Raw genomic sequence first — 23,476 nt, forward strand, 5'->3', positions numbered from 1 at the left:
AACGCGTGTTCTATGCGTCGAGCGGCAATGCCATCACGTGATCGTCGTAATCGCGGCCGCCGACGTTGAAGCGGCGATCGGCGACGTGCACGAAGCCGGCCCGGCGATAGAACGCGATCGCGGAAGCGTTGCCGGCATACACGCCCAGTAGGAGTCGCGCTGCGCCTGCGTCGCGCGCATACGTGGTCGCGTGCTGCAGCAGCGAACGCCCGACGCCGCCGCCGTGGTAGCGGCCGAGCAGGTAGATGCGCTTGAGCTCGAGATCGCGTGCGGCATCCGCGCCCGGCAGTTCGGCTTTCGCGACCACCGCGTAGCCGGCCGGTGCATTGCCCGGTGCGACTTCGGCGAGCCAGATCGCGACGTCGCCAGCGTCGAGCCAGCTGCGGTAGTGCGTCGGCGAATGCGCCCGCGCGCAGTGTTCGACGATCGCCGTGCCGTCGAGCACGCCGGCAAAGGTTTCGAGGAAGGTCGCCTGGCCGACCAGGGCGAGCGCGTGCTCGTCACCGGGTGCTGCAGCGCGGATGGATACATCACTGCTCATGGCGGTCCTTTGCGCGTTGCTTGCGAGGTGTCCAGCAATGCCAGTTGCGTCGACTTAGCGCATCGCGTGCCGCAACCGTCGCTGATCGATGCATGGGGTTCAAGGCGATGTTCGGCATATCCACAGCACGCACCGACATCATGACGACGGACGGACGGTCCGGTGTGCCGTTACCGGAACGCTGGCCGTGCGCCTGCGACAATGCACGTCCGCCGCGGAACCGACATGACCGAACTCGCCCTGCCCGTGCTGTATCGCGACGACCTGCTCGCGGTGGTCGACAAGCCCGCCGGCCTGATGGTCCACGACAGCGCGCTGGCACGCGGGGAAACCGACTTCGCCGCCGACCGGCTGCGCGAGCAGTTCGGGCGACAGGTGTTCCTCGTGCATCGGCTCGACCGCGCGACATCGGGCTGCCTGCTGCTCGCGTTCGACCGCGACACCGCCGGCGCGCTCGGTCGCACGCTGATGTCGCAGGAGTTCGAGAAGGTCTACTGGCTGATCTGCAGGGGCTGGCCCGAAGCCGAGTTCGTCATCGACTATCCGCTGGATGGCGGCCCGGGCAAGCCGGAGAAGAAGCCGGCGGTGACCGCGTTCCGAACGCTGGCGACGGCGGAACTCGACGCGCCATCGGCCAACCACCCGACCTCGCGTTACGCATGGCTGGAAGCGCGGCCGCGCACCGGGCGGTTCCGGCAGATCCGGCGTCACCTCAAGCACGTGTCGCATCACATGATCGGCGACACCAGCCACGGCGACGGCCGCCACAACCGCGCGTTCCGGATGATGGGCATCCACCGCATGCTGCTGCACGCGCAGGCGCTGGCGTTTCCACATCCGGCGAGCGGCGAGGTGCTGCGAGTCGAAGCGCCGGTCAGCGGCGAGTTCGCGAAAGCGCTCGCATTGTTCGGCGTGTGACCGCGGCTTCAAGGTCGATGCGCCAGCGGCCGTTACGATAGGCGCGATGAACACGCCTGCCTCCATCGAGATTCCCGACGACGAGATCGTCGAACGCTTCGTGCGTTCGAGCGGGCCGGGCGGGCAGAACGTCAACAAGGTGGCGAGCGCGGTCGAGCTGCGTTTCGACATCGCGAACTCGCCGTCGTTGCCGGACGAAGTGCGCGCACGCCTACTCGCGAAACGCGATCGTCGCGTCACCTTGGAGGGCGTGCTGGTGATCAGCGCGCAACGCTTCCGCACGCAGGACCGCAATCGTCAGGACGCGCGCGAACGCCTGCAGGCCTTCGTCGACGCCGGCCTGCACGTGCCGAAAAAGCGCGTAGCGACGCGGCCGACACGGGCGTCGAAAGAGCGCCGCCTGGATGCCAAGCGCGGCCGCAGTACGATCAAGAAGGGCCGCGCGTCGCGCGACTGGGACTGATCGATGAGCGAAGGCTATCCCGCACACGTCGGCGCGCCCGGCCGCGTGCCCGAGCTGCCGCCGAACGCGCCGCGCGTGACGCGAGCCGGGTTCGGACGATGGATCGGTCGCACGGTGTTGAAGCTTGGCGGCTGGCGCGTGGTCGGCGAGTTCCCCGACGTGCGCAAGCTGGTGCTGATCGGCGCGCCGCATTCGTCGAACTGGGATGGCGTCTGGGGCTTCGCCGCGAAGCTCGCGCTGGGGCTCGACATCCGCATCCTCGGCAAGGACACGCTGTTTCGCGTGCCGCTTGTGGGCCTGTTGTTGCGACGGCTGGGCGTGATTCCGGTCGACCGCAGCGCCGCGCACGGCGTGGTCGAGCAGGCCGCGGCGGTGATCCGCGCCGGCGACAAGGTCTGGTACGGGCTCGCGCCGGAAGGCACGCGCAAGCGTGTGGAGAAGTGGAAGACCGGCTTCTGGAAGATCGCGCGCGCCGCCGACGTGCCGGTGTTGCCCGTGTACTTCCACTATCCGGACAAGGTGATCGGCGTCGGCCCGCTGTGGACGCTCAGCGACGACTTCCCCGCCGACATGGCGCGCATCCGTGCCTGGTACGCGCCGTGGCAGGGCAAGAACCACGGCGTCTGACGGCGCTTCAGCCGGCCTGTTTCACCAGCTCGATGAACGCGCGTGCCTGTGGGCTCAGTGAGCGCCCGCGTCGCGTCACCACGCCATAGCTGCGCGACGGAAAGAACTCCGACAGCGAACGCGCGGCGAGGCGCGTGGCGTCGGCCTCGGTCAGGCAGATCGAGGTGACGATGCTGATGCCCAGCCCCATCGCCACGTACTGCTTGATCACCTCCCAGCCGCCGACCTCCAGCGCCACGGTGTACGGCACGTGCGCGCGCTGGAAGACCATGTCGACCATGCGATAGGTCGTCTGCCGCTGCGGCGGAAGAATCAGGCCGTAGGGCGAGAGGTCGGCCAGCGCGATCTCCGGCTTGGTCGCCAGCGCGTGCTCGCGCGGCGTGATCAGCATCGGCTCGTAGGAGACGACGGGCTGGTAGGCGAGGTCGCCCGGCACGTCGAGCATCGAGCCGACGGCGAGGTCCGCGCCGTCGTCGCGCAGCAGGTTCAGGCCGCGCGCGCCGGTGACGTTGTGCAGGATCAGGCGGATGTCGGGGTACGCCGCTCGGAAGGCTTCGACGATCCTCGGTAGCAGGTAGACGATGGTCGAGCTGCCGGCGGCGACATGCAGCTCGCCGGCGTCCAGCCCGCGGATGCGGTCGCGGAACATGGCGTCGAGGTTGTCCAGGCCCTCAACCAGTGGGCGCGAGAGGTCGTACAGCGCCTCGCCTTCGCGGGTGAGCGTGAGCCGGCGCCCGTTGCGCTCGAGCAGGGCGACGCCGAGGTCGCGCTCCAGCGCCTGCAGCTGCAGGGTCACCGCCGGCTGGCTGAGGAACAGCGCCTCGGCCGCGCGGGATACCGAGCCCAGCCGGGCGGTCTGGCAGAACGCACGTAGCGGCTTGAGGCGGTCGGCCTTATAGGCGAAGCGTGCCGGGGTCGACTTGGGCATGAAGGCCTCGTGTATTCGATTTCCAAATACATCGCATTGCCAAAACTTGTTTGTCAAATACAAGACGCCGGCGCATGGTCGACCTCCAGACAGAACCGTGGCGAGGTGGAGCGATGTCGGCAGTGCTGATGGAGTCGGGCGAGGCGGTCGGTGGCGTCGAAGTCCTGCGCCGGGTCGAAGGTCAGGACGCCGTGCTGACGCCGGCCGCGCTGGCCCTGCTCGCCGGTCTGCACCGCCGCTTCGAGCCCGAACGCCAGCGCCGCCTCGCCGCCCGCCGCGTCCGTCAGACCGCCTTCGACAAAGGCGCGCTGCCCGACTTCCGCGCCGATACCGCCGCCATCCGCGCCGCCGACTGGCGCGTCGCCCCGTTGCCGCCCGCGCTGCAGGACCGCCGGGTCGAGATCACCGGGCCGGTCGACCCGAAGATGGTGATCAACGCGCTGAACTCGGGCGCGAAGGTCTACATGGCGGACTTCGAGGACAGCACCTCGCCGACCTGGGCCAATCTGATCACCGGCCAGCTGGCGCTGCGCGACGCCGTCGCCGGCACGCTCGAGTTCACCGCGCCGAACGGCAAGCACTACGCGCTCAAGCCGTTCGAGCAACAGGCGGTGCTGATGGTCCGACCGCGCGGCTGGCACCTGGACGAGAAGCACGTCGTCGTCGACGGCCAGCCGATCTCCGGCGGCCTGTTCGACGCCGCGCTGTTCGCCTTCCATAACGCCCACGCTTTGGCTGCGAAGGACCGCGGCCCCTTCCTCTACCTGCCCAAGCTCGAATCGATGGAGGAGGCGCAGCTCTGGAACGACGCGCTCGAGCACATCGAAGGCGAGCTCAAGCTGCCGCGCGGGCAGATCCGCGTCACCGTTCTCATCGAGACGCTGCCCGCCGCGTTCGAGATGGACGAGATCCTTTACGCGCTGCGCGACCGCATCGCCGGCCTCAACTGCGGTCGCTGGGACTACGTCTTCTCCTACATCAAGACGTTCCGCCGCCATCGCGACAAGGTGCTGCCCGAGCGCAGCCAGGTGACGATGACGCAGCCGTTCCTGCGCGCCTACTCCGAACTGCTGATCCAGATCTGCCATCGCCGCGGCGCGCACGCGATGGGCGGCATGGCCGCGCAGATCCCGATTTCCGGGGACAGTGATGCGAACGACGCCGCGCTCGCCAAGGTGCGCGCCGACAAGCTGCGTGAAGTCACCGCCGGCCACGACGGCACCTGGGTCGCGCATCCCGCGCTGATCCCGCTCGCGCAGGCGGTATTCGACGAACGCATGCCCGGCGCGCACCAGAAGCATCTCGCGCGCGAGGACGTGCTGGTGACGCGCGACGACCTCGTCACGCCGCCGCGCGGTTCGATCACCCGCGCCGGCTTCGAGAACAACGTCGAAGTCTGCGTGCGTTATCTCGCCGCGTGGCTCGATGGCAACGGCTGTGTGCCGATCCACTGGCTGATGGAAGACGCCGCAACGGCCGAGATCGCGCGCGCGCAGCTGTGGCAGTGGCTGCACGCCGGCGACCTGCATCTGGACGACGGCACGCCGCTCGACGAAACGCTGTTCGAGCGCGCGCTGATGAAGCTGCCGAGCCTGGCGACCACCGACATTCCCGGCGCCAGCCGCATCAACGAGGCGATCGGCATGCTCGACCGGCTCACGCACTGCGATGAACTCGAGGACTTCCTGACGCTGCCCGCGTACAAGCGCCTCGACTGAGTTTTCCGAACAACACGCGATGTCCCGAACCGTCTGCACTGCAGCCGGAACGGCCCTGATTTGTCCGACGACAACGAATGAAAGACAGGAGATCCGCCATGACCACGCTTCCGAACGCCGACCAGCTCCGCCAGCAATGGGCCACCGATGCGCGCTGGACGGGCATTACCCGCCCGTATTCGGCCGAGGACGTCGTGCGACTGCGTGGTCGCATTCCGGTCGAGCATTCCATCGCGAAGCTCGGCGCGGAGAAGCTGTGGAATTCGCTGCAGACCGAGGACTTCGTCAACGCGCTCGGCGCGATGACCGGCAACCAGGCGATGCAGCAGGTCAAAGCGGGTTTGAAGGCGATCTATCTCTCCGGCTGGCAGGTTGCCGCCGACGCGAACATCGCGGGCGAGATGTATCCCGACCAGTCGCTGTATCCGGCGAACTCGGTGCCGCAGGTCGTCAAGCGCATCAACAACACGCTGCTGCGCGCCGACCAGATCCAGTGCGCGGAAGGCCAGGGCGACATCGACTTCCTGCAGCCGATCGTGGCCGACGCCGAAGCCGGCTTCGGCGGCGTGCTCAACGCGTTCGAACTGATGAAGGCGATGATCGAAGCAGGCGCCGCCGGCGTGCATTTCGAAGATCAGCTGGCCAGCGTCAAGAAGTGCGGCCACATGGGCGGCAAGGTGCTGGTGCCGACCCGCGAAGCGGTCGAGAAGCTCGTGGCCGCGCGCCTCGCCGCCGACGTCATGGGCGTGCCGACGCTGATCGTCGCGCGCACCGATGCCGAAGCCGCCGACCTCATCACCTCCGACGTCGACGACAACGACAAGCCGTTCTGCACCGGCGCACGCACCGTCGAAGGCTTCTACAAGACCAACAAGGGTCTCGACCAGGCGATCAGCCGCGGCCTCGCGTACGCGCCGTACGCCGACCTCGTCTGGTGCGAAACCGGCAAGCCCGATCTCGAGTTCGCGCGCAAGTTCGCCGAAGCGATCCATGCGAAGTACCCAGGCAAGATGCTGGCCTACAACTGCTCGCCGAGCTTCAACTGGAAGAAGAACCTCGACGACGCGACCATCGCGAAGTTCCAGAAGGAAATCGCGACCTACGGTTACAAGTTCCAGTTCATCACGCTGGCCGGCTTCCACGCGCTGAACTACGGCATGTTCGACCTCGCCTATGGCTATGCGCGCCGGCAGATGAGCGCGTTCGTCGAACTGCAGGAACGCGAGTTCGCCGCCGCCGATCGCGGCTTCACCGCGGTGAAGCACCAGCGCGAAGTCGGCACTGGCTACTTTGACGCCGTGACCCAGACGATCCAGGGCGCACAGTCGTCGACCGTCGCGCTGAAGGGGTCGACCGAGGAGGAGCAGTTCCGTAGCGATGCGCCGTCGACGCAGGTGCGTGCTGCTGCCTAACGGTGCTCGAGGCACTTGCCGCGCTGTTATGCGTGCACCCTGCAGTGCCTCTGCCAGCGCGGCGCCAATCGGCGCCGCGCAACGTGTTCATCGGGTGTTTTTCCAGGGGTGCGAGTGGCACAGGCGACCGCCGGCGCGACTCGCTAGACTGCGCTCGACCGGGGCCGGTGCGGCGCCGGAGCATCCAGGGGGCTTGAGGATCACGATGAAGAGGACATTCACGCTGTTGTTGGCGGCCGGACTGTTTGCGTCCAGCGCGTTCGCCACCACGCCGCCGACGGCACCGCTGCAGATCGATGCGATCGTCACGCAGCAGGCGCAGATTCGCGAAGAGGTGCTGTCCGGCACCGGTCGGTACAAGGAGATGCCGCAGGCTACGCGCGACGAGTTGCTTGCGAAGCAGGGCGCGCTCCTCAAGCTTCTCGACGGCAAGCACGACACCGGCGAGCTTACGAACGCGCAGCGCTTGGAAGCGTTCAACACGCTCGAGTGGATCGAGGCGACGATCAACAAGGAGCCTGACGAACGCATGATCTGCCAGCGCACGCGTGCGACCGGTAGCCTGCGCACCACGACGGTTTGCAAGACGAAGCGCCAGATCAAGGAAGCGCAGGATCGTGCACGCAAGCAGATGGACGGCTCCATGCCGATCGACATCTGAAGCCAGAGATTAGTGGGTCGACAGAACGCCGGGTTCGCCCGGCGTTTTTTTTATGAGCCGATGCGCGAGTGATGAAAGTGATCGCCATTCGCATGCTTACGGCTTCAGTGACTGTTGCCGTCTGTTCTCGATACAGCGCTGTCGCGTACCGCGTGTGACGTCACGCGGCGCATGAGGTCGGCTGCGATCGATCGAGAGTGCGGTAGCCGATCGCTTCCGCGAGATGCGACGTGCCAATGTCGCTCTCGCCAGCAAGATCCGCGATCGTTCGCGCGGTGCGCAGGATTCGCACCATCGAACGCGCGGACAGCTGCAGGCGTTCGACCGCGTTTTCGAGCAAGGCTTGGTCGCATGGCTGCAATCGGCACATCGCCAGCGTCTCGCCCGGCGTCATGCGCGCGCTCGGTTGCCCGCAGCGTGCGATCTGCACGGCGCGTGCGCGTTCGACGCGTTGGCGCACGTCCGCGCTCGATTCACCCGCAGGACCAGTCGAGCTGAGTTCGCTCGCCGGCAGACGCGTCAGGCCGACATGCAGGTCGATGCGGTCGAGCAGCGGCCCGGATACCTTCGAGCGATAGCGTTGCACCATGTCGCCACTGCAGCGGCAACGACCGCTCGGGTCGCCCGCCCAACCGCAGGGACACGGATTCATCGCGGCGACGAGCTGGAAGCGCGCGGGAAACTCCGAGCTACGCGCCGCACGCGAAACGGTGACGACGCCGGATTCCAGAGGTTCACGCAGCACTTCGAGCGCGCGTCGTTCCCACTCGGGAAATTCGTCGAGAAACAACACGCCGTTGTGTGCGAGCGAGACTTCGCCGGGACGAGGTTGCGCGCCGCCGCCGATCAATGCGACGGCACTCGCCGTGTGATGCGGCGAACGGAACGGGCGTTCCAGCCATCGCGACGGATCAAGTCCGCGCCCGCTGATGGATGCGATCGCGGCCGATTCCAGCGCTTCGGCTTCGCTCGCTTCCGGCAGCAAGCCCGGCAGCCGTGATGCAAGCAACGTCTTGCCGCAACCCGGCGGACCAATCAGCAGGAGATGGTGACCGCCAGCGGCCGCGATCTCCAACGCACGCCGCGCATGCAACTGCCCGCGCACGTCGGCGAGATCCGGTCCCGCAACACGCACGACAGGCGACGCCACCGCAGCCGGCAACGATTCGCGACCCGCGAGCATCGCGCAGACCTGCAACAACGTCCGCGCGGTACGTGTTTCGACGCGCGCAGCGAGCGCGGCTTCCGGTCCGTTCGCTTCCGGAACGACGAGCCGACGTTGCGCGTCACCGACCGCGAGCGCCGCCGGCAGCACGCCATCGACCGCACGCAGTTCGCCCGTCAGCGCGAGTTCGCCGAGAAACTCGGCGTCACGCAATGCCTCGAGTGGAATCTGTCCGCTCGCGGCAAGAATGCCGAGCGCGATCGGAAGATCGAAGCGCCCGCCGTCCTTCGGCAGATCCGCCGGTGCGAGATTCACCGTGATCCGCCGCTGCGGAAATTCGAACTGCGCACAGGCGATCGCCGCACGCACGCGATCCTTCGCTTCGCGCACCGCGGCTTCGGGCAGGCCGACGATGTTCATCGCCGGCAGGCCGCCGCCGAGATGCACTTCGACACGCACTTCGGGCGCACGAATGCCCGTTCGCGCACGGCTGTGCACGATCGCGAGGTTCATGGTGGCGACTCAGTGGCGCTGGGACGCGGTCGCGCTGGACTGCTGCGCTTCCATGCCGGCGACGGCGCGCTCGAGGTGCTCGAGCTTTTCGCGCGTGCGCAACAGCACCGCACGTTGCACTTCGAATTCCTCGCGGGTGACGAGGTCGAGGCGCGTCAGCCCGGCCTGCAGCACGGCGCGGAAGTTCTGCTGAAGTTCGGTGCGCAGTTCGCTCGCGGATTCGCCACGGAGTCCGGGCGGCACGAGGGCGCTGAGTCGGCGGGCGAGTTCGTCGAGTTGGTCGAGGTCGATCATTGGTCGTGTCTCCGGCGTTGCGCGCACTGTGCCCACTACGGCCGGTCGGCGCCGTCGGAGCGCCTCGATGCGGCATGTCGGGGAAATCCGACGGACGCCACTTTACCGCCCGACGCCTGCGTCGTCAGTGGCGCTTGAAGTACTGCACGTCGCGCTCGTGCTTCTCGGCCGCGGCGCGCGTGCCGAACGTGCCGAGGTTGCGGCGCTTGCCGGTTTTCGGGTCGACCTTGCGCGAGTACAGCCGGTACTCGCCGGACTTGAGCTTGCGGATCATGCGAACGCCTCCGGGCGGGATGTCCAGCCTGCGTCGGCATGCGCGAACGCGGCGTCGGCGCGTGACGCTATGCTGCGCGGCACAGGAGGAATACCGATGAAGATGGTCATGGCGGTGGTCAAGCCGTTCAAGCTCGACGACGTGCGCGAGGCGCTGGCCGAAGTGGGCGTCGCCGGCATCACCGCGACCGAGGTGAAGGGTTTCGGGCGCCAGAAGGGCCATACGGAGCTCTATCGCGGCGCCGAATACGTGGTCGACTTCCTGCCGAAGATCAAGCTCGAGGTTGCGGTGGCGGACGACCAGCTCGACGCGGTGGTCGAGGCGATCATGAAGGCCGCGGGCACCGGCAAGATCGGCGACGGCAAGATCTTCGTCTGGGATCTGGAGCGCGTGGTGCGCATCCGCACGGGCGAGCTGGACGCCGACGCGCTGTAAGCGTCTAAACCGCGCGACCTAGGTCGTGCGAACGCAGTTCCGACCCGCCGCCTTCGCCTGGTAGAGCGCCTGGTCGGCGCGTGCGAGCAGGTCGGACAGGCCCGCATCGCGCGGCGCCAGCGGGGTGACGCCGACGCTGATCGTCACGCGCAGGTCGGGCGCGGCATCGCGGAAGTCGAGTGCTTCGACATTCGCACGCAGGCGTTCGGCGACCTGGCTCGCGGCGTCGATCGCCGTATCCGGTAGCAGCACGACGAATTCCTCGCCGCCCATGCGACCGATCTCGTCGAACTGGCGCAGCGTGTGCTGGCAGGTTTCGGCAACGCGCGCGATCACCTGGTCGCCGACCAGATGGCCGTGTGCATCGTTGATCGCCTTGAAGCCGTCGATGTCGAAGGTGATCACGCACAGCGGGCGTTCGTCCGCGCGCGCCTGCGCGACCGCGTAGGCGCCGATCAGTTCGATGCGGCGACGATTCGCGACGCCGGTGAGTTCGTCGGTGGCGGCGAGCACGCGCAACCGACGCGTGCGCACGATCTGTCGGCCGACGAGCAGCCCGAGCACCGCGATCAGCGCGACGCCCAAACCGATTGCGATGCGCTGCCAGCGTCGCACCTTCAGCAATGCTTCGACATCCTTCTCGCGCATCGACTTCTCGGCGCGCAGCCGCTGGTTTTCGAAGTCGCGCTGCGCGGCGTCCGTCTGCTGGCGCAGCATCAGCGTGCGTTGCTCGCTGCGCGCGGCGACGCGTTTCTCGCGCAGCGCAAGGAAACGCTTGTAGTCGGCAAGTGCCGCGGTCGCATTGCCAGTGCGCTCGTACAGCGCGGCGCGGTGCGGATACATCATTTCCAGATAGCGATCGTTCTCGTCGGCCTGCAGGATCTTCTCGGCGGTCGCGTACAGCGCGAGCGCCTGGTCGGTCTGGCCGAGCCCGGCACGCGCGCGCGCTTCCATCACCGCGAGCATGCCGGCATCGCCCTGGTCGCCGACGCTCGCGAAGCCGGCCTTCGACGCCTGCACCGACGCGAGCGCCTGCGCATAACGGCCGAGGTCGACCTGCGCTGCAGACAGCGCGAGCTGCGTGCCGGCGACGAGCGAAGGATCGAGACGCCGGCGCGCGATACGCAGGCCTTCCTCGAAGCGCGGCAACGCGAGGTCCGGACGACCGGTGTCCTGGTAAAGAAAGCCCATCTGCACTTCGACGACGGCGATGCTTGCCCAGTCGTCGTGGCGCTTGGCGATCTCGCGGCTGCGCTCGAGGTATTCGCGCGCCTTCTCGGTTTCGCCCATGCGCCGGTAGGCGACCGCGATGTTCTGCAGGTTGCCTTCCGAACGTTCGGCCTGGTGCGAGCTGTCGTAGAGATGCTGCGCGTTGGTGAAGTCGATCAGCGCCTCGGCGTGACGGCCGAGGTAGGAATACGTATTGCCGCGCAGGACCATGCCGTCGGCGACCAGCGCGGGGTGCTCGGAGCGCCGCGCGAGTTCGATGCCTCGCGTGTACAGCTCGAGCGACGTCTGCACCGCACCGAGCATTTCCTGGACGGATGCCTCGCACAGCTGGAAGCGTGCTTCGACCTCGACATCACCCAGCGCCTTCGCGGCCGCGGTGCCCTGCTGCGCGTAGGCGAGCGAGGCATGCACGTCTTCAGGCGGCTGGAAGCATTCGGTGGATTCGTAGAGCAGTTCGCGGCGACGATCGCCGGGCGGCACCAACGCGCGCAGGCGTGCGATCTCGGCCTGCGCGGCTTCGGGCGTGGCGGGGTTGAGGCGCTCGCTGTCGAGCTGGTCGAACAGCTTGTCGAACGCCGCGGCGCGGTCGACCTGCGCGTGCGCTGACGTCGCCGTAAGGACGGCGAGCGTCAGAGCCAGTAGCGACGCGCGGGTTCGAGGCATCGGGATCCGTCGTGCGCGCCCGGTACGTCTTTCGACGGCCGGGCGACGCGGGCTCAGTCGTCCAGGGCTTCGGCGACGAAGGGCGGCGTTGCCAGTGCCCCACGATGGATATCGGCGCTGTAGTACTTCGTCTTGAGACCGGAGCTGCGCGCGTCCTGCTCGCGGAACTCGAAGCCGCCGGACTTGCGCGCCAGCGTGCAGCTCCACCAGCCCGTCGGGTAGCAGGGCTGCGGGAAGGGCAGCGTCTTGAACGACGTGAACCCGGCCTTGCGCATCTCGGCGCGCATGGAGCGGATCAGGTCGAGCAGCGCGAGCGGCGATTCGGACTGCTGCACGAGGATGCCGTCGTCCTTCAGCGCGCGGAAGCAGGATTCGTAGAAGGCCTTGTTGAACAGACCTTCGGCCGGGCCGACCGGATCGGTGGAATCGACGATCACGATGTCGACGCTGCGGGCTTCGCAGTTCTTCATGTAGGCGACGCCGTCGTCGAACAGCAGCTCGGCGCGTGCGTCACCGTTGGAATCGCACAGCTCCGGGAACCACTTCTCGGCCATGCGCGTGACCTGCTCGTCGATGTCGCACTGCACGGCCTTTTCGACGGCGCGATGCTTGAGCACTTCGCGCAGCGTGCCGCAGTCGCCGCCGCCGATGATCACGACGCGCTTCGGATTCGCATGGGTGAACAGCGCGGGGTGCGACATCATCTCGTGGTAGAGGAAGTTGTCGCGCGTGGTCAGCATCACCGCGCCGTCGATCAGCATGAGGTTGCCCCAGTCGGTCGTCTCGAAGATCTCGATCTTCTGGAACGGCGACTGCACTTCATCGAGCTTGCGATTGATGCGGAAGCCAATCGCCGAGCCGGTGTGCTCGAAGTTCTCGTACTGCCAGGTGGGTTCGCTCATGTCGCTCTGCATCTCGGGCCGGATATCGGCAAACACCCGAGTGTAGCGGACCGGGCCTCGATGCTCAGTCGGCGGTGACCACGCGGTCGCGGCCCGCCGATTTGGCCCGGTAGAGCGCGGCGTCGGCACGGCCGAGCAGGTCGTCGATGCGGTCGTCGCTGGGCGCGGAGGTCGCCACGCCCGCGCTGGTGCTCACCACCAGCCCCGGCACCTGGGGGCGGATGTCGAGCGCGGCCACCGCCAGGCGAAGGCGTTCGGCGATGACGACGGCGTCCTCGCGGCGCGTGGCCGGCAGCACCACCACGAACTCCTCGCCGCCCGTCCGGCCGATGCGGTCCTGCGGGCGCAGCACCCTGGCCAGCGCACGGGTGGCCTCGACCAGCACGACGTCGCCGGTGGCGTGGCCGTGCTGGTCGTTCACGCGCTTGAAGTGGTCGAGGTCGAGCAGGACGACGCTGACCGGCCGGCCGTCGGCTTGGGCGCTGGCGAACGCGTCCTCGGCCAGACGGCGCAGGCCGCGACGGTTGGCCAGCCCGGTCAGGGGGTCGGTGAGGGCGAGCACGCGCAGGCGCCGCGACTCGCGCGCCTGCAGCAGGCCGAGTGCGGCGAGCGCGGCGGCCAGCGCGGCACCCAACCCGATCGCCGTCCACCGCCACGGGCGCTGGCGTTCCAGCGCGCGGATTTCCCGTTCGCGGCCGCGGCGGTCGAGATCGAGGCGGGCGTGCTCGAGCGCGCGACGGCCGGCGTCGAACTGCATGCGGGCGACTGCGACGTCGCGACCGTCGGCCGACGCCTGCAGGCGTTCGTTGAGCGCGACGTACTGGCGCAGGTCCGCCAGCGCGGCGGCGGGATCGCCGACGGCTTCTTCGCTGCGCGCCCGCGCCTGGTGCAGCAGCGCGAGATAGCGCGTGCTGTGCTGCGCGCGCATCAGCGGTTCGGCGTGGTTGAAGGTGGCGATCGCAGCGCGATGCCGGCCCAGCGCGGCGTCGGCGAGGCCTTCGGCCTGGTCGAGCATGGGTTCGCTGACCGCGATGCGGTCGTATGCGAGCTCGCGACGCGCCTGCGCGACCGCGTCCAGCGCGCGGGTCGGCTGCCCCGCGGCGAGCCAAGCGTTGGCGAGGCCGAGCTGGGCGTAGCCGCGATCGATCGGATCCGAACGCTGCGCGACCGCCAGCGCAGCGCGGAATCGTTCGACCGCCGCGGCGCCGCGATGCTGCTCCTCGAACGCATAGCCCTGCTGCATCAACGCGGCGTAGAGATCCGGCACGCTGTCGATGCGGCGCGCGTAGGCCTCGGTTTCGCGCAGGTAGCCCATCGCTTCGGCGTACAGGCCCATGCGGCGGTAGGCCATGCCGATGTTGAGCAGGTTGGTCTCGGAGCGACGCGCGAGGTGCGCGCGGTCGAACACCGCCTGCGCGGCGAGGAAATCCTGCAGCGCGCGGGCGTGGTCGCCCTGAAGCGAGGCGATGCCGCCGCGATACGTGTAGCCGTCGCCGATCAGGCGGGCGTCTTCGGCGCGACGGGCGAGCTGCAGGCCGGCGTCGTAGGCGTTCCAAGCCCCGTTGGGGTCGGTGGTCTCGAGCGCGAAGCCTTGGCAGTAGGTGAAGCGCGCCTGCGCATCGACGTCCCCGGCGCGGCGGGCGGCCTCGAGCTCGCGGCGCGCGTAGGCCAGGCCGGCGCGGGTGTCCTTGACGAAGGTCAGGTCGCAGACCGCGGTGCGGTAGCGGCGTTCGCGGCGCTGGTCGCCGGGTGGCAGCGCAGCGCGCAGGCGAGCGAGCGCGTCGGCGGTCTGGCCGTCGTCATCGACGGCGACTTCGCCATCGTCGATCTGCAGGAATAGGCGGTCGAAGGCCTCGGACGACGGCGCGGCATGCGCCGTCGCGACGGCGAGCGTCGCGGCGACGGACAGCGTGACGAGGAGGCGTCGGAGCACGGGCAAGGTCGCGAGCGTAACGGACGGCAGCGCCGCACGGCCGCTGGGGGATTCACCCAGATCGGCCGGCCTTCAGCCTTCTTGAGCCGGCGACCGCAGCCGCTGGACGGGCGCCCTGCCGCAATCGGCGATCGGTCACGCCACTGGCCCTAGAATGCGCGCCTTCCTCGCTGGGGTGCGCCCGATGTCCGACTGGTCGACCGACCTGGCCCGCAAGACCTATTCGATTCCGTACTGGTCGGAAGGCTATTACGACGTCGACGGCGCCGGCCGCGTCAGCGTGCATCCGCAGGGCATGGGCGGGCCGACCATCGCGCTCGCCGAAGCGGTGGATCGCGCGCTCGAAGGCGGCGCGCAGCTCCCGCTACTGGTGCGCTTCCCGCAGATCCTGTCCGATCGCCTGCACAAATTGCAGGACGCGTTCGATTGGGCGATCAAGGAGACCGGCTACGGCGGCGGCTACACCGCGGTGTATCCGATCAAGGTGAACCAGCACGAGTCCGTCGCCGGCACGCTGGCGTCGAACGTGGGCGAGGGTTTCGGCCTCGAGGCGGGCAGCAAACCCGAGCTGATGGCGGTGATGGCGCTGTCGCGCCCCGGCGGGCTGATCGTCTGCAACGGGTACAAGGACCGCGAATACATCCGCCTCGCGCTGATCGGTCGCAAGCTCGGGCTGGAGACGTACATCGTCGTCGAGAAGCCGTCCGAGCTTCAGCTCGTGATCGAGGAAGCCGAAGCACTCGGCGTGAAGCCGGGCCTCGGCGTGCGCATGCGGCTGGCATCGCTCGGTGCGGGCAAGTGGCAGAACAGCGGTGGCGACAAGGCGAAGTTCGGACTGTCGCCGCGTCAGGTGCTGGATCTCTGGAAGCGCCTGCGCGACGCCGGCATGGGCGACTGCCTGGGCCTGCTGCATTTCCACATGGGCTCGCAGATTTCCAACGTTCGCGACATCGCCAACGGCATGCGCGAGGCCGTGCGGTATTTCATTGAGCTCTCGCGGCTCGGCGCGAACGTGCGCTTCATGGATGTCGGTGGCGGTCTCGGCGTCGACTACGAAGGCACGCGTTCGCGCAGCTACTACTCGATCAACTACGGTGTGCGGCAGTACGCGCTCAACATCGTCCAACCACTTGCCGACGCCTGCGAAGCGAACGGCCTGACGCCGCCGCGCATCGTCACCGAATGCGGCCGCGCGATGACGGCGCACCATGCGGTGCTGGTCACCAACGTCAGTGAAGTCGAACGCGCGCCGGAAGGCCGCGTGCCGGATGCGCACGACGACGAACCGCTGGTGATCCGCCACCTGCGCAGCATCCACGCCGAACTTGCGACGCGCCCCGCGGTGGAGCTGTTCCACGAAGCCACGCACTACCACGCCGAAGGCCTCGACGCATACGCGGTCGGTCAGATCGACCTCGTGCATCGCGCGCGCATCGACGATCTCTACTACGCGATCCTCAACGACGTGCGCACCCGGTTGAACCCGGCCGAGAAGACGCAGCGCACCGTGCTCGACGAACTCAACGAACGCCTGGTCGACAAGTACTTCGTCAACTTCAGCGTGTTCGAGTCGATGCCCGACGTGTGGGCGATCCAGCAGGTGTTCCCGATTGTGCCGATCGAACGCCTCGACGAAGCGCCGATGCGTCGCGGCGTGATCGCCGATCTCACCTGCGACTCCGACGGCCGCATCGATACGTACGTCGAGAACGAAACACTGTCGACCTCGATGCCGGTGCATCCACCGCGCTCGGGCGAGGTGTATCGCCTCGGCTTCTTCCTGGTTGGCGCATACCAGGAAATCCTCGGCGACATCCACAACCTGTTCGGCGACACCGACGCCGTCGCTGTTCAGGTTAGCGAGTCCGGTTTCGAGTTCGTGCAGCAGCGCCGCGGCGACACGATTGACGTGATGCTCGACTACGTCGGGTACGATATCGCCCAGCTCCGGCAGACGTATCGCGACAAGGTCGCGGCCGCCGGGCTCGCCGCCGACGAAACACTGCGGCTCAACGAGGCACTCGAAGCAGGCCTCACCGGCTACACCTATCTGGACGACGCGCCGTTCGACTGACGGCGCGCGGGGAACCAACAATGAAGACGGGATTCATCGGCCTCGGCGCGATGGGCGCACCGATGGCGCGACACGTGCATGCACGCGGTCTGCTCACCGTGGTCGGCACGCGCACGCAGGAAAAAGCCGACGCGCTCGCCGCGGAACTCGGCGTTCGTGCCGCGCGTTCGGCGCAGAACTTCGCCGACTGCGACGTCGTCGCGCTGTGCGTGCCGCTTGATGCCGACGTGCTGGAAAACGTCGCGGGTCTTGCGGACGTGCTGCGTCCCGGCTCCGTCGTCATCGATCATTCGACCGTCTCCGTCGATACTGCCAAGCGCGCGGCCGCGATGCTGGCGACACACGACATCGGCTTCATCGACGCGCCGGTGTCCGGCGGCGTCGAAGGCGCTCGCAACGGCAAACTGTCGGTGATGGCGGGCGGCGATGAAGTGGTGCTCGAAAAAGCACGCGCGATGCTCGAGTGCTATGCCGCGCGACTTGCGCACATGGGCGAAACGGGTGCGGGTCAGGCAACGAAAGCGGTGAATCAGGTCCTGGTCGCTGGCATCAACGAAGCGGTGTGCGAAGGCTTGGCCCTTGGCGAGAAGCTCGGCCTCGACGCCGAACGCCTGTTGCCGACGCTGATGGCCGGCGCGGCGTCGAACTGGTTCCTCGACAAGCGCGGCGCGACGATGCTGCGCGACGAGTTCGCACCCGGTTTCAAAAGCGCGCACATGCTCAAGGACCTGCGCATCGTGCAGGGCATGGCGCAGTCCACCGGCATCCGCACCACGGTCATCGACCAGGCGCTCGCGGATTACTCGGAGCTGGTGACCGAACGCGGCCTAGGCGACTCCGACACGTCGGCGCTGATCGCGCTCAAGCGCGCGCGCTGAGGTTCAGCGGCGGATCGCGGCGACGCGCTCGCCGACCATCGCCGCCGCCCAAGCAACGATCGCCGACAACACGAGTTGCAGCGCGGTGTTGCGCATCAGCCATCGTGCCGCGCCGGTCTGCTCAGCCGGTGCGTAGGCGAACGCGGCGATCGCGCTGCCGATGCCGATCAGCACCACAAGCGCGACCGCCGGGATACCGAAGCCGCGTCGCGCGATAAATCCGCCGGCTGCCATCGCGAATGCGACTGCAAGAAGATCGAGCGGTGCGATCAGCCCGATCGGCGTCATCCATCCGGCGAACGAACGTCGCGTCAGGAACAGCAGGCCGGTCAGCGCGAGCATGACCAGCAGCGCGACGGCGCAGGCGACGAGTCGGCGGGACGGAGGCGTCGGCATCGGCGTTGGCTTCGGGACTGGGATGCGCCGAGTGTAGGCAGTGCGCCGCCCGCGATGCGAGACGTATCGCACGGGCGGGGCATTCGAGGGCGTGGGCGGCGCTGTTTCGCGGTCAGCGATATGCGCTGATGGTGCACAGCGCGACGCGTCGACCACGCACGAGGACGAGGGCCGCGCAGACGACGACTGCGATGTGCGCATGTCCGTTGCTGGCCTGCGGTATCACGACAGGGCGATGACCAACCCCGGTCACGCAACGACCAACTCGATAACGCGCACCGCGACCTCGGCGGTGCGCGATGCGTCCGATCAGTTCGTCCTGACCGCCATCGCCGACAAGCCGCCGCTCGCCAGCTTGCGCTTCGCATCGGCGAGTTCGCTGGCGCTGCCGTACGGCCCCATGCGCACGCGATAGACCGTCTTGCCGTTGATCTTCGCGGATTCGACGCGCGCACCGACACCGAGCAGGGCGATCTTCGCCTTCAACTCTTCGGCCTGGCCCGACGCCTGGAATGCGCCCGCCTGCAGGATGTAATGCGTATCGGCTGCAGCAGTCGCGGTCGCGGTCGTCGTTGCAGCCGTAGTGCTCGGAGCGTTGTTCGACGCCGCTGCCGTGGTCGACGCGTGCGTTTCGGTCGACACCGGTTTCGGCAGCGACTGATCGACCGGCGCGGGCAACGACTTCGTGTCGATGCTCGCTGTCGGAGTGGTCGCGGCGGTCGTCGAAGGAGTCTGCGCCGGCGCATTGACCTGCGCGGACTGGTGCGCCTTTTCCGCCTGCTCGCTCGCGGCGAGTTCGGCGTCGCTCATCGGCACTTCCTTGCCCGGCAGCAGCGTGTAGAAGTCAAACGCCTGCTTCTTTTTCTCTGCATCGGTAGCTGCGGCCGCCGGCTTCGGCGTCGCGGTCTTGTCGGCCGCCGTTTCGTCGTCGACCACGGTTTCCTCGTTCGCCGCCTTCGGCAGCGCATCGGGGTTCGGGGTCGGACGGAAGAAACCGTCCTTGTCGCGATGCATGAGCTTCGGAGCCGCGATCACGACCAGCAGCGTGATCGCCACGCCGATCACCAGCCATGCCCAACCCGGCATTCCGCTACCACCACCACCGCCACCGGAGCGGCGCGCCTGGGTCTTGCCGCGCTTCTGCGCCATCACATCACCTCGGGGGCGGACACGCCCAGCAGCGCAAGTCCATTGGAAATCACCTGACGCGTTGCTGAAGCGAGCGCGAGGCGCGCGTCGCGCACGTCCGCGTCGTCGACCAGGATCTGGTGTTCGTTGTAGTACGACTGGAACGCCTGCGCGAGTTCGAGCAGGTAGGCCGCGATCTGGTGCGGCTCGAGATCGCGACCGGCCGTCTCCACCACTTCCGCATAGCGCGACAGCGTGGTCACGAGTTCGTGTGTCGTCGCGTCGTCGAGATCGAGCGGTTGCGCGACGCCGTTGTCGTGGTCGAACGACAGCCCACGTTCCTTCAGCTGCCGCATCAGTCCGCACATGCGCGCATGGCTGACCTGCACGTAGTACACGGGGTTGTCGAGCGACTGGCTGCGCGCGAGGTCGATGTCGAACGTGAGCTGCGAGTCCGGCTTGCGCGCGATCAGGAACCAGCGCACCGCATCGCTGCCGACTTCGTCGATCAGGTCGCGTAGCGTGAGGTAGCTGCCGGCGCGCTTGGAGAGCTTCACTTCCTCGCCGCCGCGCATGACGGTGACCATCTGGTGCAGCACGTATTCCGGCCAGCCCTGCGGGATGCCGGTGTCGAGCGCCTGCAGCCCGGCTTTGACGCGCGCCAGCGAGCCGTGGTGATCGGCGCCGAGTTCGGTGATCGCGCGCTCGTAGCCGCGCTGCCACTTCGACAGGTGATACGCGACGTCCGGCACGAAGTAGGTGTACGTGCCGTCGGACTTGCGCATCACGCGGTCCTTGTCGTCGCCGAAGTCCGTCGTGCGCAGCCACAGCGCGCCGCCTTCCTCGTACGTATGTCCGTGCGCGATGAGTTCGCGCACGGTCTCCTCGACCTTGCCGTCGGTGTACAGCGACGACTCGAGGAAATACACGTCGAACGACACGCCGTACGCGGCGAGGTCGAGGTTCTGCTCGCGGCGCAGGTAGGCGACGGCGAATGCGCGGATCGCGTCGAGATCGTTCGCGTCCTTCGCACCGACGACGATGTGGCCATCGACTTCGACGGTATCGCCGCGCAGGTAGGCGTCGGCGACGTCCTTGATGTAATCGCCTCGATAGCCGTCTTCCGGCCAGCCCGCGTCGTCCGGGCCGCGGCCCTGCGCGCGCGCCTGCACGGAGATCGCGAGGTTGTTGATCTGCGCGCCGGCGTCGTTGTAGTAGAACTCCCGCGCCACGGCCCAGCCGTTGGCTTCGAGCACGCGCGCGATGCAGTCGCCGATCACCGCAGCGCGGCCGTGGCCGACGTGCAGCGGGCCGGTGGGATTCGCGGAGACGTATTCGACGCCGGCGCGGCGGCCTTCACCGCTGCTGTTGCGGCCGAACGTTTCGCCCTGCGACGCGACGTCACGCAGCGTCGAACGCCACGCGCCTTCGGCGATGCGGAAATTGATGAAGCCGGGGCCGGCGATCTCGACCGACGCGATCTGCTCGTTGGCCGGCAGTGCGTCGACCAGCGCCTGCGCGATGGCGCGCGGGTTCGACTTTGCCGGCTTGGCCAGCAGCATCGCGGCGTTGGTCGAGAAGTCGCCCTGCGCGCGGTTCTTCGGCCGCTCGATCACGAAGTCGGGCGTGGGCGCATCGGCGGGGAGCGTGCCGGCGCCGCGCAGGGCGTCGACGGCCTGCTCGACGAGGGCGCGGAGGGTCGATTTCACGGACGATCCGGGACTTCTGGATGGGGGCGCATTGTACGGCGCTGCGTTAGGGGTCGTGCCGCGGCGGTCCGCAACGCGCCGCCGCGCGCTGCGTCACCCGCTTGCGATCGCATCGTCGAAAATCCCACCACGACGAAGGTTGGCGCGGTTCACACCCAGCCGCGCGCCGCCATCGACACCGGCGGGCCGTCGCCGACCACGAAATGGTCCAGCAGTCGCACGTCCACCAGCGCCAGCGCCTGCTTCAGCCGGGCAGTGACGGCACGATCGGCCGCGCTCGGCTCCGGATTTCCGCTCGGGTGGTTATGGCCGACGATCAGCGCCGCGGCGTTGTGCGCGAGCGCGCGCCGGGCCACGTCACGCGGATGCACCTCGGCGCCGTCGAGCGTGCCGTGGAACATCTCCTCGAACGCGAGCATGCGGTGGCGGGTGTCGAGGAACATCACCGCGAACACCTCGTGGTCAAAAGCGCGCAGCCGCTGCGCGAACAGGCGGCCGGCCGATGGCGGGTCGGTCAGTGCGTCGCCGCGTTCCAGCTCCGACGCGAGCACGCGCTGGCCGATCTCCAGGGCCGCGGCCAGCGTGCACGCACGCGCCGGACCGACGCCGCGCAGCTTGGCGAGGTCGACCGGCGGCCGTTCGAGCAGGCGCCGCAGCGGGCCGTGTTCGACGAGCAGACCGCGCGCGGTGGTGACCGCGTCCTGCCCGCGCAGGCCCGAGCCGAGGAACAGCGCGACGAGTTCGGCGTCGGACAATGCGCCGGCGCCGCGGGCGAGCAGCTTCTCGCGCGGCCGCTCGGCGGCGGGCCAATCGTGGATGCGCATGCGTCCCTCCGTGGACGTGATTCGTGGGCGGTCATTGCAACGTGATGCACGGCACGTCGCGCATCGGGCGATTCCGGGCGTTCGGGTAAGCTGTCGGCCGCTTTCTCCGTCGGACTTTTCCGCCCCGTGACCGCGCTTTCCGGCCATCGCATCCTGCTCTGCGTGACCGGCGGCATCGCCGCCTACAAGTCCGCCGACCTGGTTCGTCGCCTGCGCGACGCCGACGCCGAGGTGCGCGTGGCCATGACCGAGAACGCGCAGCATTTCGTCGGCGCCGCGACCTTCCAGGCGCTGTCCGGCCAGCCGGTGCGCACGTCGCTGTGGGACGAGCACGCCGAAGCCGCGATGGGCCACATCGAACTCGCGCGCTGGGCCAGCGTGGTGGTCATCGCGCCGGCCACCGCCAACACGATCGCGAAGATCGCGCACGGCTTCGCCGACGACCTCGTCAGCACGTTGTGCCTCGCGACCGAAGCGCCGATCGCGATCGCGCCGGCGATGAACCGCGTGATGTGGGCGAATGCCGCAACGCAAGCCAACGTGGCGGCGCTGCGCGACCGCGGCGTGCTGGTGATCGGCCCCGCGGCCGGCGACCAGGCCTGTGGCGAGATCGGCGAAGGCCGCATGGTCGAACCGATGGCGATCGTGCGCGTGCTGTCGGGCGAGGCCGCATGAGCGCGCTGTCCGGGCGCCGCGTCGTGGTCACCGCCGGGCCGACGTTCGAGGATCTCGATCCCGTGCGTTTCCTTGGCAATCGCAGCAGCGGAAAGATGGGGTTTGCGGTGGCGAGCGCGGCCGCCGCGCGCGGCGCGCACGTGCTGCTGATCGCCGGCCCGGTCACGCTGCCGACGCCGCCGGACCTCAAGCGCATCGACGTGCGCAGCGCCGCGCAGATGCATGCCGCGGTGATGGCCGCGCTGCCCTGCGACGTCTATATCGGCGCGGCCGCGGTCGCGGACTACACGCCGGTGTCGATCTCGCCGAACAAGCTCAAGAAGCAGCCCGGGCAGGACGGCCTGACGCTCACGCTGGTGCGCACGCGCGACATCCTTGCCGAGGTCGCGGCGCATCCGAAACGTCCGCAACTCGTCGTCGGTTTCGCCGCGGAAACGCACGACGTCGAAACCTACGCGCGCGGCAAGCTCGTCGCGAAGAAGGTCGACCTGATCGCCGCCAATCGCGTCGGCGTGGAAGGCAGTGGTTTCGAGAGCGACGAGAACACGCTGGTCGTCTACGACGCCGATGCATCGACCACGCTCGGCCCGGGGGCGAAGTCCGATATCGCAGGCGGCCTGCTCGACCTGATCGAGGCGCGCCTCGCATGACCGAACGCACCATCGAAGTCCGCCTGCTCGACGCGCGCCACGGCGATGCGTGGCCGCTGCCGGAATACGCGACCGCCGCGAGCGCCGGCGTCGACCTGCGCGCCGCGCTGGACACGCCACTGACCATCGCGCCGCGCGAAACGCACCTCGTGCCGACCGGGCTGTCGATCCACATCGCCGATCCGACGCTGTGCGCCGTCATCCTGCCGAGATCGGGGCTGGGGCATAAACACGGCATCGTGCTCGGCAACGGCACGGGCCTGATCGACGCGGACTACCAGGGTCCGCTGATGGTGAGCATCTGGAACCGCGGCGACGCGGCTTTTACGATCGAGCGGGGGGATCGCATCGCCCAGCTGGTCGTGCTGCCGATCGTGCGCGCGACGTTCCGCGTGGTCGACGAATTCGAAACCAGTGCGCGCGGCGAAGGTGGCTTCGGCCACACCGGCGTGCGTTGAACAATTT

At 68.3% G+C, this 23,476-nt stretch carries 22 protein-coding genes and 1 pseudogene; 11 read left to right on the top strand and 12 right to left on the bottom strand.

Going from position 1 to position 23,476, the window contains the following annotated elements; translation table 11 throughout:
• Positions 1-10: 10 nt before the first annotated feature.
• Positions 11-541 carry an N-acetyltransferase family protein gene (locus ACVWZN_RS13495; RefSeq protein ID WP_456954268.1) on the bottom strand — a complete coding sequence of 177 codons (531 nt, stop codon included), beginning with the start codon at positions 539-541 and terminating at the stop codon, positions 11-13.
• A gap of 225 nt (positions 542-766) precedes the next feature.
• On the opposite strand from ACVWZN_RS13495, the gene ACVWZN_RS13500 reads away from it, so the two are divergent.
• From ACVWZN_RS13500 to ACVWZN_RS13510, 3 genes are read left to right on the top strand one after another with little or no spacing between them, the layout of a single operon-like run.
• A complete protein-coding gene (locus ACVWZN_RS13500) occupies positions 767-1,459 on the top strand; it encodes a pseudouridine synthase (RefSeq protein ID WP_456954269.1) in 693 nt (230 codons plus the stop codon).
• A 46-nt stretch (positions 1,460-1,505) separates the two neighbouring features.
• Positions 1,506-1,922, top strand: a complete 417-nt coding sequence (arfB, locus tag ACVWZN_RS13505; RefSeq protein ID WP_456954270.1) for an alternative ribosome rescue aminoacyl-tRNA hydrolase ArfB — start codon at positions 1,506-1,508, stop codon at positions 1,920-1,922.
• 3 nt (positions 1,923-1,925) lie between these two features.
• Entirely contained in the window at positions 1,926-2,549 is a 624-nt protein-coding gene (locus ACVWZN_RS13510; RefSeq protein WP_456954271.1) for a 1-acyl-sn-glycerol-3-phosphate acyltransferase, read from the top strand.
• Between the two features lie 7 nt (positions 2,550-2,556).
• Here the strand turns inward: ACVWZN_RS13510 and ACVWZN_RS13515 are convergent, their stop codons facing one another.
• Positions 2,557-3,477 carry a LysR family transcriptional regulator gene (locus tag ACVWZN_RS13515; RefSeq protein WP_456954272.1) on the bottom strand — a complete coding sequence of 307 codons (921 nt, stop codon included), beginning with the start codon at positions 3,475-3,477 and terminating at the stop codon, positions 2,557-2,559.
• A gap of 113 nt (positions 3,478-3,590) precedes the next feature.
• Here ACVWZN_RS13515 and aceB point away from each other — a divergent pair, with 113 nt between their 5' ends.
• From aceB to ACVWZN_RS13530, 3 genes are all read left to right on the top strand, one after another.
• Entirely contained in the window at positions 3,591-5,195 is a 1,605-nt protein-coding gene (gene aceB / locus ACVWZN_RS13520; protein WP_456954273.1) for a malate synthase A, read from the top strand.
• A gap of 98 nt (positions 5,196-5,293) precedes the next feature.
• The gene (gene aceA, locus ACVWZN_RS13525) at positions 5,294-6,607 is read left to right on the top strand and encodes an isocitrate lyase (protein ID WP_456954274.1); all 1,314 of its coding nucleotides are present in this window, start codon (positions 5,294-5,296) and stop codon (positions 6,605-6,607) included.
• Between the two features lie 205 nt (positions 6,608-6,812).
• Complete coding sequence (locus tag ACVWZN_RS13530; RefSeq protein ID WP_456954275.1) at positions 6,813-7,268, top strand: hypothetical protein; 456 nt, start codon at positions 6,813-6,815, stop codon at positions 7,266-7,268.
• 160 nt (positions 7,269-7,428) lie between these two features.
• Here ACVWZN_RS13530 and ACVWZN_RS13535 read toward each other — a convergent pair whose 3' ends face one another.
• The 3 genes from ACVWZN_RS13535 to ACVWZN_RS13545 form a co-directional block, all read right to left on the bottom strand.
• Entirely contained in the window at positions 7,429-8,946 is a 1,518-nt protein-coding gene (locus ACVWZN_RS13535) for a YifB family Mg chelatase-like AAA ATPase (protein ID WP_456954276.1), read from the bottom strand.
• A gap of 9 nt (positions 8,947-8,955) precedes the next feature.
• Positions 8,956-9,240 carry a ubiquinone biosynthesis accessory factor UbiK gene (gene ubiK, locus ACVWZN_RS13540; RefSeq protein ID WP_027082266.1) on the bottom strand — a complete coding sequence of 95 codons (285 nt, stop codon included), beginning with the start codon at positions 9,238-9,240 and terminating at the stop codon, positions 8,956-8,958.
• A 124-nt stretch (positions 9,241-9,364) separates the two neighbouring features.
• Positions 9,365-9,514, bottom strand: a complete 150-nt coding sequence (locus ACVWZN_RS13545; RefSeq protein WP_155914180.1) for a hypothetical protein — start codon at positions 9,512-9,514, stop codon at positions 9,365-9,367.
• A 96-nt stretch (positions 9,515-9,610) separates the two neighbouring features.
• Between ACVWZN_RS13545 and ACVWZN_RS13550 the strand changes: the two genes are divergently transcribed.
• Positions 9,611-9,949, top strand: coding sequence for a P-II family nitrogen regulator (locus ACVWZN_RS13550; RefSeq protein WP_036141567.1), 339 nt, complete (start codon positions 9,611-9,613; stop codon positions 9,947-9,949).
• Between the two features lie 18 nt (positions 9,950-9,967).
• Here ACVWZN_RS13550 and ACVWZN_RS13555 read toward each other — a convergent pair whose 3' ends face one another.
• From ACVWZN_RS13555 to ACVWZN_RS13565, 3 genes are all read right to left on the bottom strand, one after another.
• Positions 9,968-11,842 (bottom strand): diguanylate cyclase, encoded by a 1,875-nt coding sequence (locus tag ACVWZN_RS13555; RefSeq protein ID WP_456954277.1) that lies wholly within the window; start codon positions 11,840-11,842, stop codon positions 9,968-9,970.
• 53 nt (positions 11,843-11,895) lie between these two features.
• Entirely contained in the window at positions 11,896-12,744 is an 849-nt protein-coding gene (speE, locus tag ACVWZN_RS13560) for a polyamine aminopropyltransferase (protein ID WP_456954278.1), read from the bottom strand.
• 64 nt (positions 12,745-12,808) lie between these two features.
• Entirely contained in the window at positions 12,809-14,677 is a 1,869-nt protein-coding gene (locus ACVWZN_RS13565; protein ID WP_456954279.1) for a diguanylate cyclase, read from the bottom strand.
• Between the two features lie 184 nt (positions 14,678-14,861).
• Here ACVWZN_RS13565 and speA point away from each other — a divergent pair, with 184 nt between their 5' ends.
• Both speA and ACVWZN_RS13575 read left to right on the top strand, forming a co-directional pair.
• Positions 14,862-16,751 carry an arginine decarboxylase gene (gene speA, locus ACVWZN_RS13570; protein WP_456954280.1) on the top strand — a complete coding sequence of 630 codons (1,890 nt, stop codon included), beginning with the start codon at positions 14,862-14,864 and terminating at the stop codon, positions 16,749-16,751.
• 20 nt (positions 16,752-16,771) lie between these two features.
• Positions 16,772-17,629 carry an NAD(P)-dependent oxidoreductase gene (locus tag ACVWZN_RS13575; RefSeq protein WP_456954281.1) on the top strand — a complete coding sequence of 286 codons (858 nt, stop codon included), beginning with the start codon at positions 16,772-16,774 and terminating at the stop codon, positions 17,627-17,629.
• Between the two features lie 3 nt (positions 17,630-17,632).
• On the opposite strand, the gene ACVWZN_RS13580 is transcribed toward ACVWZN_RS13575, so the two are convergent.
• The 4 genes from ACVWZN_RS13580 to radC all read right to left on the bottom strand — a co-directional run bounded on the left by ACVWZN_RS13580 (position 17,633) and on the right by radC (position 21,686).
• Positions 17,633-18,025, bottom strand: coding sequence for a hypothetical protein (locus ACVWZN_RS13580; protein WP_456954282.1), 393 nt, complete (start codon positions 18,023-18,025; stop codon positions 17,633-17,635).
• A gap of 309 nt (positions 18,026-18,334) precedes the next feature.
• A complete protein-coding gene (locus tag ACVWZN_RS13585) occupies positions 18,335-19,174 on the bottom strand; it encodes an SPOR domain-containing protein (protein ID WP_456954283.1) in 840 nt (279 codons plus the stop codon).
• Positions 19,174-20,862 carry an arginine--tRNA ligase gene (gene argS / locus ACVWZN_RS13590; protein ID WP_456954284.1) on the bottom strand — a complete coding sequence of 563 codons (1,689 nt, stop codon included), beginning with the start codon at positions 20,860-20,862 and terminating at the stop codon, positions 19,174-19,176. Before argS ends, ACVWZN_RS13585 begins: the two co-directional genes overlap by 1 nt.
• 149 nt (positions 20,863-21,011) lie before the next feature.
• Positions 21,012-21,686: a RadC family protein gene (gene radC, locus ACVWZN_RS13595; RefSeq protein WP_456954285.1), complete on the bottom strand. Its 675-nt coding sequence runs from the start codon at positions 21,684-21,686 to the stop codon at positions 21,012-21,014.
• A 126-nt stretch (positions 21,687-21,812) separates the two neighbouring features.
• Here radC and coaBC point away from each other — a divergent pair.
• Both coaBC and dut read left to right on the top strand, forming a co-directional pair.
• Positions 21,813-23,011, top strand: a pseudogene (gene coaBC / locus ACVWZN_RS13600) (bifunctional phosphopantothenoylcysteine decarboxylase/phosphopantothenate--cysteine ligase CoaBC).
• Positions 23,008-23,469 (top strand): dUTP diphosphatase, encoded by a 462-nt coding sequence (gene dut, locus ACVWZN_RS13605; protein ID WP_456954286.1) that lies wholly within the window; start codon positions 23,008-23,010, stop codon positions 23,467-23,469. Before coaBC ends, dut begins: the two are co-directional and overlap by 4 nt.
• Positions 23,470-23,476 lie beyond the last annotated feature (7 nt).

This window comes from Lysobacter sp. HA35 (assembly GCF_054061195.1).

What these genes read in the sequence shown, in the direction of transcription:
- radC (WP_456954285.1), bottom strand. Translation starts at nt 21,686, where the DNA reads ATGCGCATCCACGATTGGCCCGCCGCCGAGCGGCCGCGCGAGAAGCTG.
- speE (WP_456954278.1), bottom strand. Translation starts at nt 12,744, where the DNA reads ATGAGCGAACCCACCTGGCAGTACGAGAACTTCGAGCACACCGGCTCG.
- ubiK (WP_027082266.1), bottom strand. Translation starts at nt 9,240, where the DNA reads ATGATCGACCTCGACCAACTCGACGAACTCGCCCGCCGACTCAGCGCC.
- ACVWZN_RS13585 (WP_456954283.1), bottom strand. Translation starts at nt 19,174, where the DNA reads ATGGCGCAGAAGCGCGGCAAGACCCAGGCGCGCCGCTCCGGTGGCGGT.
- ACVWZN_RS13550 (WP_036141567.1), top strand. Translation starts at nt 9,611, where the DNA reads ATGAAGATGGTCATGGCGGTGGTCAAGCCGTTCAAGCTCGACGACGTG.
- ACVWZN_RS13495 (WP_456954268.1), bottom strand. Translation starts at nt 541, where the DNA reads ATGAGCAGTGATGTATCCATCCGCGCTGCAGCACCCGGTGACGAGCAC.
- ACVWZN_RS13515 (WP_456954272.1), bottom strand. Translation starts at nt 3,477, where the DNA reads ATGCCCAAGTCGACCCCGGCACGCTTCGCCTATAAGGCCGACCGCCTC.
- speA (WP_456954280.1), top strand. Translation starts at nt 14,862, where the DNA reads ATGTCCGACTGGTCGACCGACCTGGCCCGCAAGACCTATTCGATTCCG.
- ACVWZN_RS13500 (WP_456954269.1), top strand. Translation starts at nt 767, where the DNA reads ATGACCGAACTCGCCCTGCCCGTGCTGTATCGCGACGACCTGCTCGCG.
- dut (WP_456954286.1), top strand. Translation starts at nt 23,008, where the DNA reads ATGACCGAACGCACCATCGAAGTCCGCCTGCTCGACGCGCGCCACGGC.
- aceB (WP_456954273.1), top strand. Translation starts at nt 3,591, where the DNA reads ATGTCGGCAGTGCTGATGGAGTCGGGCGAGGCGGTCGGTGGCGTCGAA.
- arfB (WP_456954270.1), top strand. Translation starts at nt 1,506, where the DNA reads ATGAACACGCCTGCCTCCATCGAGATTCCCGACGACGAGATCGTCGAA.
- aceA (WP_456954274.1), top strand. Translation starts at nt 5,294, where the DNA reads ATGACCACGCTTCCGAACGCCGACCAGCTCCGCCAGCAATGGGCCACC.
- ACVWZN_RS13545 (WP_155914180.1), bottom strand. Translation starts at nt 9,514, where the DNA reads ATGATCCGCAAGCTCAAGTCCGGCGAGTACCGGCTGTACTCGCGCAAG.
- ACVWZN_RS13530 (WP_456954275.1), top strand. Translation starts at nt 6,813, where the DNA reads ATGAAGAGGACATTCACGCTGTTGTTGGCGGCCGGACTGTTTGCGTCC.
- ACVWZN_RS13555 (WP_456954277.1), bottom strand. Translation starts at nt 11,842, where the DNA reads ATGCCTCGAACCCGCGCGTCGCTACTGGCTCTGACGCTCGCCGTCCTT.
- ACVWZN_RS13510 (WP_456954271.1), top strand. Translation starts at nt 1,926, where the DNA reads ATGAGCGAAGGCTATCCCGCACACGTCGGCGCGCCCGGCCGCGTGCCC.
- ACVWZN_RS13575 (WP_456954281.1), top strand. Translation starts at nt 16,772, where the DNA reads ATGAAGACGGGATTCATCGGCCTCGGCGCGATGGGCGCACCGATGGCG.
- ACVWZN_RS13580 (WP_456954282.1), bottom strand. Translation starts at nt 18,025, where the DNA reads ATGCCGACGCCTCCGTCCCGCCGACTCGTCGCCTGCGCCGTCGCGCTG.
- ACVWZN_RS13535 (WP_456954276.1), bottom strand. Translation starts at nt 8,946, where the DNA reads ATGAACCTCGCGATCGTGCACAGCCGTGCGCGAACGGGCATTCGTGCG.